Genomic DNA, 14753 nt, shown 5'->3' on the forward strand with positions numbered 1-14753 from the left:
GTAAAAAACACATCATGGTGAAATGGGGGTGAGCGCAACGCTCATCGCCCATACCGTTTTAGCGCCTGCTGCTTTACAAGCTCGAGCAGCAGCATTCATCGTTGCGCCTGTGGTGATCACATCATCAAGAATCGCGATGGTCTTTCCTCTTAAATCCCCTTTGACGGTAAATGCTGCGTTAGTGTTCAGCGCACGAGCCTGTTTGCCAAGCGAAGTCTGAGGTTTTGTGTAATGCGCGCGATGTAACGTCGTGCTTATATTTGCTTTTGGGATGATGGGTTGCCAAAGCTGCGCAGTTTGATTGTAACCGCGGAAAAAGTAACGAATGGGATGCAGTGGGATAGTGTGCATCGAATCAATCCCGCTTCCAGAATCGAGCAGCTGCCAACGATTAAATTGTTGGGATAGTACCGTATGTAACGCTGCTAAATAGTGGGTTTGATTTTGAAATTTAAATGCACTGAGCCACGTTGCAATACTTCCTTCATACCAAGCACAACTGAATAAGCCATCGCAGTCGCTAAGCTGTGTCTGATGCTGTATATCTGGCCGAAGGAGTAAGTTTGGCCATTGTGCTACGTCAAATAACTTTACCGTAGGTAAACAGTAAGCACAGATACCGGAGCTGTCAGGCAGCGTGTCTTGGCACAACACACAGCGGTTTGGTATGAGAGTTGAAATCCAATTCATTGTGGATACATTCCTTGAATCCAGTTATAGAGCCGTTATCATGTGGCAAGTTTTACAGAGGATGGACTAAATGCAAAAAAATATCGTCTTGCTCCATGGTTGGGGTATGAATAAAGCTGTTTGGCAGCTAGTGAACGATGCGTTGCAATCTAATCCGGATTTACACGTCAGAGCGCTCAATTTACCTGGCTTTGGTGGTGCGAATTGGGAACGCGATAGTTATACGTTAACGGCGGCTGCGGACGAATTGGCACAACAACTTGAAGACGATTCAATTTTGGTGGCGTGGTCCATGGCCGGTCTTTTCGCGATTGACATCGCAACTCGTTATCCGCAAAAAGTAGCGAAAATTATTTTAGTGGGATCGTCACCGTTCTTCCTCGGTTCTGCTCAATGGAATGGAATTAAACCTGACGTGCTCCAACAGTTTATGGAAGCATTGACGACAAATCCTGCAAAGACGGTGGAGCGATTTCTAGCGATTCAGGCTATGGGCAGTGAGCACGCAAAAGACGACATCAAATGTTTACGCACATGGCTGGCACAAGAAGCATCTGCGTCACCTATCGCGTTAGCGGGTGGCTTAAACCTCCTTAAAGAATGTGACTTACGTCAGCAATTTGCGGCATTACAGATGCCTATCTTAGGGATTTTTGGTCGATTAGATGCGCTTGTGCCCGTAAAAGTCGTGGACGAGTTGTACAAGCTCAATCCGGCTTTTCGTGCAGAAATATTGCCAAAAGCGTCTCATGCCCCCTTTATTTCTCATCGCGAAGACTTTGTAAGCATATTGAAATCAATGCTTTAAAATTAAGGAAAGAGGATGGGAATAAAAAATGAAACTCATCCTTTCATTTGAGCTTGTTTTGCGCAATAATTAGACAGTATAAGAGTGTGAGGAGGTGAGCTATGCCAATTGGTGATGCTTTTAGTAATGGGGTTGAAGGCTTCAATCGAGCTTCGCAGCAGATTGAGCGCGCGAGCGCAGATATTAATCGTGCCACGTTACAACAACAGGACGATGACCAAATCGCGCAGCAGCGTCAACTTCAAGCCGCTCGTCCAGAGGAAGCGGTAACGCCACCTGTATCGCAACCACCTCGTCTCGACGAGTCGTTGGTGCAGCTGAAAGTGGAAGAATTTAACGCCAAAGCGAACACGCAATCCATACGTACAGCCGATGAGGTGTTAGGAACGTTGGTCGACATTAAAGTGTAAAATGAACATCGTTACGCCGCAGCCGGCGCTAAATTTCCATACAGGTAACGTCTACACTGAAACAGCTAGGCGTGACAATCAATTGCGGGAAGTGATTCCACAACCCGCTCAAGCGGCTGCCTCTTTCACCGAAAACAAAGCTTACCAAGATACTGACAAAGCGAAACAGGCACCTTCAGACGAGAAAGGACTCTACGACAAAAAAGGACAGCTTGAGGATAAACAAGCTGTTCAGGGCCGTGATGCGAAAGATGAGCATGGTCATGAGGAAGGGGAACATTCCAATAGTCGTGAAGAGCAAAAAGCGGAAGCAGAACTCAAGCAAATAGAAGAGCTAAAAGATCGTGACACGGAAGTGCGATTGCACGAAGAGGCGCATGCTCGAGTCGGCGGTCAACACGCAGGCAGCCCGAGCTACGAGTTTCAAAAAGGGCCTGATGGTACTAATTATGCGGTAGGTGGTGAAGTCATGATTGACGTGGCGGAAGTCCCCGGCGATCCGCAAGGCACCATCGATAAAATGCAAACCGTTCGCGCGGCTGCATTGGCACCTGCAGAGCCGTCTGGGGCTGATCGCGCAATCGCGGCTGATGCATCGAGAAAAATCGCCGCTGCGCAAGCCGAGCTCTCTAAACAAGCTTTGAATGGTGATGAAGAGGACGATAAAACACGTGTAAACAGTTTTGAGCGCCGACGTCTTGCTGGAGAAGACGAAGATGCCTCCTTGAACACAGCACAAAGCGATGTGCTTGAAGCGAAAGAGAACCCTGTTCCATCGTATGAAAATCGCAGTCTGAAAAAAGATAGAAATCCGGATGTAGAGTCAAGAGCAATGCGAATTGCTGACTTCTATCAACATGTGCATGAGCCAAAAAGTGCATCTGGATTCAACGCCTACATTTAGCTTTTTGCACTGGTTAACTTACCGGTCCATCGTTTGACTTAACTCTTTCCCATCAATTGAATTGCTCATCTAATGCACTCAGAGCAAAGTGACTTTATCCGGCTGCAAACAGCAATAAAAAAGGCCGCAAGCGCGGCCTTCTCATCAACGATTAAATCACTTTTTTAATTTTGCGAAGGCTTCTGCAAACGCGTTACCCATTGCGGCATTTGCCGATACAGGTTTTGGCTTGTTTGCCGCACGAGGAGCTGCTTTCTTTTCAACCGTAGGTTTGCTTGCTGGTACGTTTTGTACTTCATCTTCTAAGCGCATAGTAAAGCTGATGCGTTTACGAGCAACGTCGACTTCGAGTACTTTTACTTTGACAATATCACCCGCTTTGACCACTTCACGAGGGTCGCTGATAAACTTGTTGGTTAATGCTGAAATGTGGACGAGGCCATCTTGATGAACGCCGACGTCAACAAAGGCACCAAAGTTCGCAACGTTAGACACGACACCTTCAAGTACCATTCCCACTTTTAAATCAGAGATAGTTTCAACGCCAGCTTTGAACTCAGCCGTTTTGAACTCAGGGCGTGGGTCGCGGCCTGGCTTGTCGAGTCTCACTGATGATGTCGGTTACCGTTGGTAAACCGAACTTTTCATCAGTGAAGTCATTCGCAACCAACTTGTTTAAAATGTCTTTATTGCCTATCAATGCGGTTACTTGCAGTTGCTTTGTCTCGCAAATACGCTTCACAACTGGGTAGGCTTCTGGGTGAACCGCGGATGCATCGAGAGGATCTTTACCGTCAATAATGCGTAGGAAGCCAGCGGCTTGTTCGAAAGCTTTTGGTCCTAAACGCTCTACTTTTTTCAATTCGGTGCGGCTTGCAAAGCGGCCATTTTCATCACGATAGCGAACTATGTTGGTTGCGAGTGTTTTGTTTAAGCCCGAAACACGTGTGAGTAGAGGCACAGATGCCGTATTGACGTCAACGCCCACAGAGTTTACACAATCCTCAACAACCGTCGTCAATGTTTGGCCTAGCTGACTTTGTGATACGTCATGTTGATATTGGCCAACCCCGATGGATTTAGGCTCAATTTTTACCAGTTCTGCAAGCGGATCTTGGAGACGGCGAGCAATAGAAACCGCTCCTCGAAGCGACACATCTAGGTCGGGGAATTCGTTTGCTGCGAATTCGGATGCAGAGTAAACCGATGCACCCGCTTCACTGACCATGATCTTGTTCATTTTCAGGTCCGTAACGGCTTTGACGAGTTCTGCGGCAAGCTTATCGGTTTCTCTAGACGCTGTTCCATTGCCGATTGCAATGAGTTCAACTTTATATTGACGGCATAGCTGCTCAAGTGTGCGCAGCGATTTATCCCACAAGTTTTGTGGAGCATGCGGGAAAATGGTGTTTGTTGTTAGAAGTTTACCTGTCGCGTCAACCACGGCGATTTTACATCCGGTACGCAAACCAGGATCGATCCCCATCGTCACCTTAGCTCCCGCGGGCGCAGCCATTAAAAGGTCTTTTAAATTTTTGGCAAATACATCAATCGCATCTGTTTCAGCACGCTCGCGCATGTTACCAAGAAATTCATTTTCTAAGTGCAAAGCCAATTTTACTTTCCATGCCCATTGCACAACCGTCAACAACCATGCACTTGCCACTTTGCCTGAAATAGCCAAACGGTAGTGGTCAGCAATCATTTGAGCACAATAAGCAGCAGCATCTTCTGAAGATGGTTCAGGGTTAATGTTCAGTTGCAAGACCCCTTCATTACGACCGCGAAGCATCGCCAGAGCACGATGGGAAGGGACTTTCGCGAGAGGCTCACGGTGTTCGAAATAGTCTTGAAACTTCACTCCATTCTTTTCTTGGCCCGCGATAACATTGCTCTCGATTTGGCCATTTTTTTGAATGTAATGTCTAAACGTAGCTAAAAGCTTAGCGTCTTCCGCGAAACGTTCCATTAGGATAAATTTCGCGCCTTCTAATGCCGCTTTGATGTCTTCGATCCCTTTAGATGCATCGACAAAGGCATTGGCTTCAGCTTCAGGATCTTTATCTGCGTCGTTGAACAGCAAATCGGCAAGTGGCTCAAGACCCGCTTCAATCGCGATTTGGCCTTTGGTACGGCGCTTAGGCTTGTATGGAAGATAAAGATCTTCAAGCTCCGTTTTGCTTTGAGCACCGTGGATATCACGTTCGAGCGCATCTGATAATTTACCTTGCTCTTTGATAGTAGCAAGGATGAAAGTACGGCGTTCTTCAAGCTCTCGCAAGTAAGATAGGCGTTGTTCTAAGAGACGTAATTGGGTGTCGTCTAAACCCCCAGTGACTTCTTTACGGTAACGAGCGATAAAAGGTACCGTTGCGCCTTCATCAAGAAGTCCAACAGCCGCGATAACTTGTTGTTCTTTGGCATTGAGTTCTTGTGCCAAACGAAGTGAGATGTTGCTCATGCAAAATCCTTATAAAAATTCAGTAGCACAGTCTGGACTGTGCGCATGTCGTCGATTTTATCACCCATGCTGGGCGGAGACTAGGTTCTGTATGAGATTGAGTTGATGTACCACGTCTTTTTGCCTTCTGGTGTGCGTACTATGACGTCATCATCGACTGCTTTACCAAGTAACGCTCGAGCCATAGGCGCATCGATAGAAACCACCTCTTTTTGGTCATAAATCTCATCTGGACCGACTATCTGAAAAGTCAGTATGTCACCATCGTCATTTTCAATTTCGACCAATGCGCCGAAAAATACTTTGCCTTCCTGATCTGGGTGCGGATAAACAATTTTCAACTCAGGTAGGCGTTTTCTTAAATAGCGGACACGACGGTCAATTTGTCGTAAAAGGCGTTTATTGAAGGTGTAATCAGCATTTTCGGAGCGGTCGCCAAGGCTTGCCGCCCAAGTAACAATTTTGGTGACTTCAGGGCGTTTTTCAAACCACAACTGATCATGTTCTTGCTGTAATTGGCGATAGCCTTCAGGGGTTATCAAATTGGTTTTCACGCTGGACTCTCTATCTAATTTTCACCGCAACCTTAATCAAAGCACACTGTTTTGTCGAGTTTGGTGTGCTGTAAACTTATGTAACAAAGTAGTATCAAATTCCCATGTCTAAGTCCGTCTATTTCCATTATATTTAAGGTTCTAGGCTTGCCAATAAGAAGAATGAAATTATGGGAATGGAAACAACAAAAATTCTCGTCGTCGACGATGATATGCGCCTTCGTAGTTTGCTTGAGCGTTACTTGGTAGAACAAGGTTTTATCGTAAGGACGGCAGCCAATTCAGAACAAATGGACCGATTATTGGAGCGTGAAAACTTTCACATGATGGTGCTGGATTTGATGCTACCAGGAGAAGATGGTTTGTCTATTTGTCGTCGTTTACGTCAAAAGGAAAATGAAATTCCTATCGTGATGTTAACTGCAAAAGGTGACGAAGTTGACCGTATTATTGGTCTAGAACTGGGTGCGGACGACTATCTGCCAAAACCTTTTAACCCAAGAGAATTACTTGCGCGTATTAAAGCCGTGTTACGTCGACGTACGAAGGAAGTGCCTGGTGCACCATCAGCGGAAGAGAACATTGTTGCGTTCGGACAATTTGCACTAAACCTAGCGACGCGTGAAATGCAGCGCGGAGATGAAAGCCTATCACTGACCAGTGGTGAATTTGCCGTGCTTAAAGCTTTAGTGTCCCATCCGAGAGAACCTCTAAGTCGTGACAAACTGATGAATTTAGCACGTGGTCGGGATTACAGTGCGCTTGAGCGAAGCATCGATGTGCAAGTATCGCGTTTACGTCGCATGATTGAAGAAGACCCTGCAAACCCTCGCTATATTCAAACCGTGTGGGGATTAGGTTATGTATTTGTACCAGACGGTGGTAAATAAATAACACATGAGTATTTTGCCAAGAAGTGCGTTCGGACAAACGGTTTTTTTTGTGGGCGCACTGCTGCTAATCAATCAGATCGTTTCCTACATCACCGTTACGTTGTACGTGGTAAAGCCCACGTTTGAACAAGTCAACCTGATGCTTGCCAAGCAGGTCAAAACCGTCTTCATCGATCAAGAAGAAGGAGTTGAAATGACCAGTGCAATGTCGAAAAAGTTCTTTGAGATCACGGGTATCGAAGTCATGACGCAACGAGAAGCGTATGCGAATGGACTTGGGCAAGCCAAAGAATACACAATGTTATCGCGCAGCATGTCTGAACAGCTCAATGGCTCTGCGCGCGTAATGATTAGCCAAGGTAATCCATTGGTGTATTGGGTGGAAGCACCGCAAGCCCCTGGATATTGGGTGCGTGTACCATTATCTGGATTTACAGAAACCAATATTCAGTTTTTGGTATTTTACTTGTCCACGATTGGCTTTTTGAGTGTGTTAGGTGGCTGGTTATTCGCAAGACATTTGAATAAGCCGTTAAAGTCACTCCAAATCGCAGCAGGTCGTGTTGGTGTTGGGGATTTCAGTACACGACTGAAAGAAGAAGGCTCGACCGAAGTGATTGAAGTGACGAAAGCGTTCAATCAAATGTCGAAGGGGATAGCTGATCTTGAAAATGACCGTCGCCTCATGATGGCGGGGGTGTCGCATGATTTGCGCACTCCACTCACTCGGATACGCCTCGCTACGGAAATGATGAATGACGAAGACGATTATTTACGTCAAGGCATTATTGATGACATCGAGGACATGAACGCCATCATCGATCAGTTTATTGAATATCTGCGACACCACAACACCGCGGAGTTAGAGCTGGATGACATCAATCACGTTGTACAAGAAGTTGTGCATGCAGAGCAGCAACATCAACGCGAGATACGTCTAACAGTCCAAGAAAATTTGCCAGACGTGCTGATGAATTGTGTGGCGTTGAAGCGAGTGGTCACCAACATGATTGAAAACGCGATCCGTTATTCTGATGATGTGATTGATGTTGAAACGCAATATTTAGCGGATAAGAAGCAAGTACTTGTTACAGTGAAAGACCGGGGACCTGGTATCCCTGAGTCAGAACTAGAAAAAGTCTTTGAACCCTTTACCCGCGGCGATTTGGCGCGTGGAAGTGAAGGCAGTGGACTGGGCCTTGCAATTATCAAACGGATTGTCTCAACCCATCGAGGGACTGTTAAACTACGGAATCGACAATCAGGTGGATTAAGTGCTGAGGTGTATTTACCCGCAGTAAAAAGATGAGAACAGGTTAATAACGCTTATTCTTTGAGTACTTCACATTTCGAGAAGAATGGTTGGTTGGCAGTGTGCTGGATGTGTTGTACACATTTAGTAGTTGCCGCAATCAAGAAAGCAGATGACGTGACCGCTTGCTATTTATGTTTTTTATCTTGTTCTGAACGGCGTATTGTCCGCTCTACCAAGGCTTTCCTTCTCTGTTTTATTTCCTAATACCTTGACGGTTTTATTCTGGTTGTAACCTCTTTAACACAGCCTAACAACACGGTTAAACATAAAAAAACGCCCTCGAAAGGGCGTTTTGTATCATCATTGATAAAGGAATTTTGTCTTTAGCTGTAACGCTTATTAACCGCGAGGGCCAGCATTTACAATAGCTTCTGAAACGTCGTACTTCTCAAAGTTAGCTTTGAATTCAGTCGCTAGCTTCTGCGCGTACTCTTGGTACTTCGCTTTGTCTTCCCACGTGTTGATTGGGTTAAGCAGTTTGCTATCTACGCCAGGTACAGATACTGGAACGTCTAGGTTTAGCGCTTCGATGTGCTGAGTTTCAACACCTGCGAGCGTGCCAGATACGATAGCATCAACAACAGCACGTGTTGTTGGAATGTCAAAACGCTTACCGATACCGTAAGGACCACCAGTCCAACCCGTGTTAACTAGGTATACTTTCGCACCAAATTCACGTACGCGTTTCATTAGAAGCTCAGCGTATACGCCTGCTGGACGTGGGAAGAACGGAGCACCAAAACACGTTGAGAAGGTTGATTCGATGTCTGATGTTGATCCGATTTCTGTAGAGCCTACTTTCGCCGTGTAACCACTTAGGAAATGGTAAGCTGCTGCTTCTTCAGAAAGAATTGACACAGGAGGTAATACACCGCTTACGTCACATGTAAGGAATACCACCGCTTTTGGTTCGCCAGCACGGTTTTCCACTTTACGTTTCTCAACGTGTGTAAGTGGGTAAGACGCGCGTGAGTTTTGAGTTAAGCTAGAGTCTGTGTAATCCGGTACACGATTCTCATCAAGTACCACGTTTTCTAGGATTGTACCGAAACGGATCGCATCCCAAATCACAGGTTCGTTCTTTTGTGATAGGTCGATACATTTTGCGTAGCAACCGCCTTCAATGTTAAACACGCTGCCAGGAGCCTCAGCCGTGCTCGTCATCACCAATTAGGAAGCGAGTTGGATCTGCTGATAGTGTTGTTTTACCTGTACCCGATAGACCGAAGAATAGCGCTGTGTCGCCGGCTTCGCCTACGTTTGCGCTACAGTGCATTGGTAACACACCTTTCGCAGGAAGTAGGAAGTTCTGTACAGAGAACATTGATTTTTTCATTTCACCGGCATAACGCATACCAGCAAGTAGCACTTTGCGCTGTGCAAAGTTAATGATAACCGTACCATCACTGTTTGTGCCGTCGCGCTCTGGCTCACACACAAAAGATGGAACGTTTAATACTCGCCATTCAGGTAAATCAGCTGCATTGTATTTTTCAGGGATGATAAACATGTTTTGAGCAAAAATATGGTGCCAAGCTGTTTCTGTTGTTACAACAACTGGCAGGTAATGCTCTGGATCCGCGCCAACTTCGAGGTGAGAGACGAAGTGGTCTTGGTCCGAAACGTACGCTTCAACACGTGCCCATAATGCATCAAATTTGTCTGCATCGAACGGGCGATTCACGTTGCCCCATTGAATGTCATTTGCTGTGGTTGGTTCTTGCACGATAAAACGGTCACTTGGAGAACGGCCTGTACGGCGACCAGTTTGTGCTACGAACGCACCATTTGCGGCTAAAGTACCTTCGCCACGACGAATAGCGTGTTCGACCAGTTCAGCTGCGGTTAAATCGACATAACGAGTTGCGCTTGAAGTCATGTTTTTACCTAAAAAATGTGAGATTGAACGGGATAGCTCTGGGTTCTTAGTGAGTGAAATATTGACCTCAAAAATTTAATCCTAAATCCAAGAGGTCAATAACTCATCAAAGCTGAAATTATATTATCAGATGAAATAGCGTTATACGAGCCTTTGCAAGGTCTAAAATCCGCATTTTTTAAGAAAAAACTTGAATATTTTCAATGATACCGGTGTCATGAAAAGTCATCTTTTTATGACACCGGTATCATCTTTTTCAGACAAAAAAGCCGCCAAAATGGCGGCTTAGTCTTCATTTGAATACGGAAATCCAAATTAGTTAAAAATAGAGCGAATTTCCTGCTCGTTAAACTGATAGTCTTTCAAGCAATAGTGGCAGCTGATTTTGATTTCGCCATGCTTTTGAATATCTTCAAGAAGTGCTTCCAGTCCAACGTTTGCAAGGGCATCGATGGTTTTTTCACGACTGCATCCACAACGATATTGAACGGTTTGCGGTTCAAATAATTGTGGATTGTCTTCATGGTAAAGACGTGTCAGCACGGTATGGGCGTCCAACTCAAGCATTTCTTCGTTTTTAATCGTGTCTGTGAGTGCTTCTAAATGTTTGAAGTCTTCTTTCGATTTAGCTTGATCTACCGGTAAGACTTGCAGCAACATACCGCTTGCGCGTGCTTGGCCTTTGGCGGTTGACGTTGCGAGCCATAAACGCGTTTGTAATTGTTCCGATTGGGCAAAGTACATTTCTAAGCAACCTGCCAATGTAGGTTCTGTAAGTGGCACGATGCCTTGGTAACGCTCACCTTTTGTTGGCGTGATAGTGATGACCATGTAACCTTCGCCAATGAGTTCACGAATTGTGTGGCCAGAAACTTCACTTTGTAAGCGAGCAATGCCACGCATATTCTGTTGGTGGTCGCCATTAATCACTGCATATTTGACTGGACCATCGCCTTGCAATTGCACCGCGATTTCGCCTTCAAACTTTAAGGTTGCGGTTAATAAACACGTTGCAACCAACAACTCGCCCAACAGTGATTGAACCGCTTCTGGGTATTCGTGATCACCAAGTATTTCTTGGTAGGTTTTTTCCAATTGAACTAATTCACCACGGACATCTAGGTTGTCAAAAATATAGCGGTGTAATAAATCTTTTTGCATTAACAAAATCCTAACTTAACTTCAGTTTTAGCAATTCTCGACGTTGTTTTTTGTCCGGTTTGTTAACAGGATGAGGAGCAAAAAACGTGTTGTTCTTTCGCGCGATCGCGTTTTGTTCGCGGCGTTCAAGGCTTTTTTCCGATTCGACATAGAGCATTTGAGCCAACGGCGCGCTTTGGCGTTTCTCGGTTACCACTTGGATTGTGACTTCCTTTTCGTCAAAGCCTTGCGCTAAACGGACCACGGCACCAACGTCGACGGTTTTGCTGGGTTTACAGCGTTGTCCGTTATAGTGTACTTTACCGCCTTGTATCATTTCTTGGGCCAAGGCTCGAGTTTTGTAAAAGCGGGCAGCCCACAGCCATTTATCTAGCCTAACTGCGGCTTTTTCAGATTGTTCAGGGGATGTTTTTGCCACTGAGAGAAACTCTAAAAACGGTTTGTTACTGTCGTCAAATTTACCACACTTGAACGCCTAAAAAAAGCGCATCCACATTCGTTAAGGGAACTTTCAGGCTAGGCGCGGCGACTAAGGAAACATGCTCTTTTTGACATTCATTTACATAGCCATCTTGTTTTGTGTGTGAATGTAAAGTTTCATATTTGTGCGCTTGTTGAAAGGGTTACGAGAAGGTACACTGGGTCGCTCAAACGAAGAAGAATATAAGAATGATGGAACAGCAAATATTACAGTTGCAAAAAGTTGCACAATCCTTGCCACATAAAAGACTGAGCAAAATCGTTACTATCGCTGCGGTGGTTTACGTTGCCTATTTGACCGCGCAACTGTTTTGGATCCTCTGGCCTACACCCAAGGCGGAATCTCTCCCTTCTATTCAAGCCGCTTCATCCAGTTCTCATTCTCCTGTTAACGTTCGCAAAATTCTTGCTCAAAATTTATTTGGTCAAGCGAATGCCGTCGCAGAGCCTGTTCAGAAAACCGTTATCTCCGACGCGCCAGAAACGCGATTAAGTCTTCGCCTTACCGGCATCGTAGCGGTCAGCCAAGACGATGAAGCAGGTCTTGCAATTATTGAATCCCAAGGTCGTCAAGAAACCTACGTGGTAAAAGATTCGATTGCAGGTACGCGGGCGAAACTGGCTCAAGTTTTACCGGATCGCGTTATTCTGGATGTGAGTGGTCGTTTTGAAACGCTCATGCTAGATGGTCTTGATTTCAGCAAAACGGTGACATTGCCATCTTCAACAAAACGCAATAATCCTCTAGTAAGCTCATCCGGTCCGGTTCAATCGAAAGGGGCGTTGAAAGAACAAATTTCGGCAACGCGCGAAGAAGTTAAGCAAGATCCCGGTAAATTATTTGATTACATTCGTATTTCTCAAGCGACACAAGATGGAAAATTAATCGGTTATCGCTTGAGTGCTGGAAAAGATCCAGCACTGTTTTCCCGCATGGGACTAAAGAATAATGATTTGGCTGTTGCTATCAATGGCTATCAACTCACGGACATGAAACAGGCCATGCAAGCGGTCAATGAACTGCGCACAAGTAGCAACGCCACTATCACCATTGAGCGCGATGGCAGCTTAATGGACGTGCAATTCAGCCTGTAATAATTGGAGTACACACAGCAATGACAACTAAGCGAAACCATCGAACAACAAAAGCTGGGTTAGCTAAATATGCTGCGCTCTTCTTGGCGGCTGGATTATCTTTTACTGTTCCGGCTGTTGAATATGCAGCTAATTTTAAAGGCACAGACATCAACGAATTTATCAATATTGTTGGTAAAAACTTGAATAAAACCATCATTATTGACCCAAACGTGCGTGGTAACATTAACGTGCGTAGTTACGAATTGATGGATGAAAAAATTTACTATCAATTCTTTTTAAACGTATTAGAAGTCTACGGATACGCCGTCATAGAGATGGACAGCGGCGTCCTAAAAGTAGTGCGTAGTTCGGATGGCAAAAAGGCTAACGTACCGTTAGTGAAAGACGAAGAAAAAGGTAATGGTGACGTGCTCGTCACACGTGTAGTTCGAGTAAAGAACGTAAGCGTTCAAGAATTAGGCCCGCTCATTCGTCAGTTTAGCGATCAAAAAGATGGTGGCCATGTTACAAATTTAAACTCAGCAAACGTTATGATGTTGACGGGGCATGCTTCGTCGGTCAATCGTTTAGTTGATATCATCCGCTCTGTCGATCAGGCCGGCGACCGCCATGTTGACATCGTTAAGTTGAAACATGCGACAGCACAGGACGTGGTTTCTGTTGTAGATAACATCTTTAAAGATTCTGGCAAGGGTACGATTCCTGAATTCCTAATTCCGAAAGTGGTTGCTGACGAGCGAACAAATAGCATTATTGTCAGCGGTGAGTCTCAAGCACGTGGCCGCGCAATCGAACTTATCAAACGTTTGGATGGTGAGACTCGAAAGTACAGGTAACACGCAAGTTTTCTATTTGAATTACGCGAAAGCAGAAGAGCTTGTCAAAGTGCTGCAGGGTGTAAGTAAGTCATTGCAGGAAGAAACTCAAGGTGGTGCAAACGCCAATGGCGCTCGCCGTTCAAGCTCGCAAAAAGGTGATACCAGTATTGAAGCTCACCAAGATTCTAATGCATTGGTGATTACGGCACAGCCAGATACGATGCGTTCTCTCGCGTCGGTGATCGAAAAACTAGATGTACGTCGTGCGCAAGTCCTTGTGGAAGCGATTGTTGTGGAAGTCTTTGAAGGTGATGGCATCAACTTTGGCTTACAGTGGATCAGCAAAGAAGGCGGTATGTTGCAATTTAATAACGGCACATCAGTTCCAATTGGTGGTTTGGCTGTTGCAGCAGAAAAAGCACGTGATAAAACGGTTGAGAAGGTTTATACCGGAAACTTAACCGACAACAGAGAACCTTACAAAGAGACTCAGGTAGGTGACCTCACCGCGCTGGGTCAGCTAGTCGGTGGCATCAATGGTTTGGCGGCAGGAATTATACGCAACGACTGGGGTGCGATTGTTCAAGCGGTTTCCACAGACACAAATTCAAATATTCTTGCAACACCGTCTGTAACGACGATGGACAACGAAGAAGCGTCGATGATCGTAGGTCAGGAAGTGCCAATCATTACAGGTTCAACGGCCAGTACCACGAATTCAAATCCGTTCCAGACTGTTGAACGTCAAGAAGTGGGTATCAAACTTAAAGTAACACCTCAAATTAATGACGGCGATGCTGTACAACTGACGATTGAACAAGAAGTGTCGAGCGTAAGTGGCGCCACAGCTGTTGATATCTCAATTAACAAACGTGCAATCAGCACGACGGTTATTGCAGACGATGGTGGAATGGTGGTGTTAGGTGGTTTGATTGACGAAGATGTTCAAGAAAGTGTGTCTAAAGTACCAATTTTAGGTGATATTCCTGTTTTAGGACATTTGTTTAAGTCTACAAGCACGAGTAAACGTAAGCGTAACCTATTAGTTTTCATTCGCCCAACAATTGTACGTGACTCGACACGCATGAATGAATTGAGCCATGGTAAGTACAACTTTATCCGTGGTGAGCAGGTGAAACAACGTGAAGATGGTATTGATTTGATGCCATTGACTGATTCGCCAATGCTACCTGAATGGAACGATAAACTTACGTTACCACCGACATACGAAGAATATTTGAAACAGCAAAATGATGAGCAAAACAATGACTGATACGGTAGC

Annotated in this window: 10 protein-coding genes and 3 pseudogenes; 7 read left to right on the forward strand and 6 right to left on the reverse strand. The window is 45.3% G+C overall.

Features of this window, described 5'->3' with window-relative positions:
* Positions 1-12: 12 nt before the first annotated feature.
* A complete protein-coding gene (locus tag J5O05_RS10895; RefSeq protein ID WP_208842079.1) occupies positions 13-690 on the reverse strand; it encodes a ComF family protein in 678 nt (225 codons plus the stop codon).
* Positions 691-760: 70 nt separating this feature from the next.
* Here J5O05_RS10895 and bioH point away from each other — a divergent pair, with 70 nt between their 5' ends.
* From bioH to J5O05_RS10910, 3 genes are all read left to right on the forward strand, one after another.
* Positions 761-1498: a pimeloyl-ACP methyl ester esterase BioH gene (gene bioH / locus J5O05_RS10900; protein ID WP_208842080.1), complete on the forward strand. Its 738-nt coding sequence runs from the start codon at positions 761-763 to the stop codon at positions 1496-1498.
* Between the two features lie 101 nt (positions 1499-1599).
* Positions 1600-1908, forward strand: a complete 309-nt coding sequence (locus J5O05_RS10905) for a hypothetical protein (protein ID WP_208842081.1) — start codon at positions 1600-1602, stop codon at positions 1906-1908.
* A 1-nt stretch (position 1909) separates the two neighbouring features.
* Complete coding sequence (locus J5O05_RS10910) at positions 1910-2812, forward strand: putative metalloprotease CJM1_0395 family protein (protein WP_208842082.1); 903 nt, start codon at positions 1910-1912, stop codon at positions 2810-2812.
* Between the two features lie 156 nt (positions 2813-2968).
* Here the strand turns inward: J5O05_RS10910 and J5O05_RS10915 are convergent.
* Positions 2969-5273, reverse strand: a pseudogene (locus J5O05_RS10915) (Tex family protein).
* 80 nt (positions 5274-5353) lie between these two features.
* Positions 5354-5827 (reverse strand): transcription elongation factor GreB, encoded by a 474-nt coding sequence (greB, locus tag J5O05_RS10920; RefSeq protein ID WP_208842083.1) that lies wholly within the window; start codon positions 5825-5827, stop codon positions 5354-5356.
* Between the two features lie 176 nt (positions 5828-6003).
* Here greB and ompR point away from each other — a divergent pair, with 176 nt between their 5' ends.
* Both ompR and envZ read left to right on the forward strand, forming a co-directional pair.
* Positions 6004-6717, forward strand: coding sequence for an osmolarity response regulator transcription factor OmpR (gene ompR / locus J5O05_RS10925; protein WP_208842084.1), 714 nt, complete (start codon positions 6004-6006; stop codon positions 6715-6717).
* A gap of 7 nt (positions 6718-6724) precedes the next feature.
* Positions 6725-8029, forward strand: coding sequence for a two-component system sensor histidine kinase EnvZ (gene envZ, locus J5O05_RS10930; protein ID WP_208842085.1), 1305 nt, complete (start codon positions 6725-6727; stop codon positions 8027-8029).
* 345 nt (positions 8030-8374) lie between these two features.
* On the opposite strand, the pseudogene J5O05_RS10935 reads toward envZ, so the two are convergent.
* The 3 genes and pseudogenes from J5O05_RS10935 to hslR all read right to left on the reverse strand — a co-directional run bounded on the left by J5O05_RS10935 (position 8375) and on the right by hslR (position 11493).
* Positions 8375-9914, reverse strand: a pseudogene (locus J5O05_RS10935) (phosphoenolpyruvate carboxykinase).
* Between the two features lie 315 nt (positions 9915-10229).
* Positions 10230-11075 carry an Hsp33 family molecular chaperone HslO gene (gene hslO / locus J5O05_RS10940; RefSeq protein ID WP_208842086.1) on the reverse strand — a complete coding sequence of 282 codons (846 nt, stop codon included), beginning with the start codon at positions 11073-11075 and terminating at the stop codon, positions 10230-10232.
* Between the two features lie 10 nt (positions 11076-11085).
* Complete coding sequence (gene hslR, locus J5O05_RS10945) at positions 11086-11493, reverse strand: ribosome-associated heat shock protein Hsp15 (RefSeq protein WP_208842087.1); 408 nt, start codon at positions 11491-11493, stop codon at positions 11086-11088.
* A gap of 254 nt (positions 11494-11747) precedes the next feature.
* Between hslR and gspC the strand changes: the two genes are divergently transcribed.
* Positions 11748-12650, forward strand: a complete 903-nt coding sequence (gene gspC / locus J5O05_RS10950; protein WP_208844515.1) for a type II secretion system protein GspC — start codon at positions 11748-11750, stop codon at positions 12648-12650.
* Positions 12651-12670: 20 nt separating this feature from the next.
* Positions 12671-14744 (forward strand): annotated as a pseudogene (gene gspD, locus J5O05_RS10955) (type II secretion system secretin GspD).
* Positions 14745-14753 lie beyond the last annotated feature (9 nt).

The sequence above is a fragment of the Pseudoalteromonas xiamenensis genome (genome assembly GCF_017638925.1).
In the GTDB taxonomy this organism is placed as follows: domain Bacteria; phylum Pseudomonadota; class Gammaproteobacteria; order Enterobacterales; family Alteromonadaceae; genus Pseudoalteromonas; species Pseudoalteromonas xiamenensis.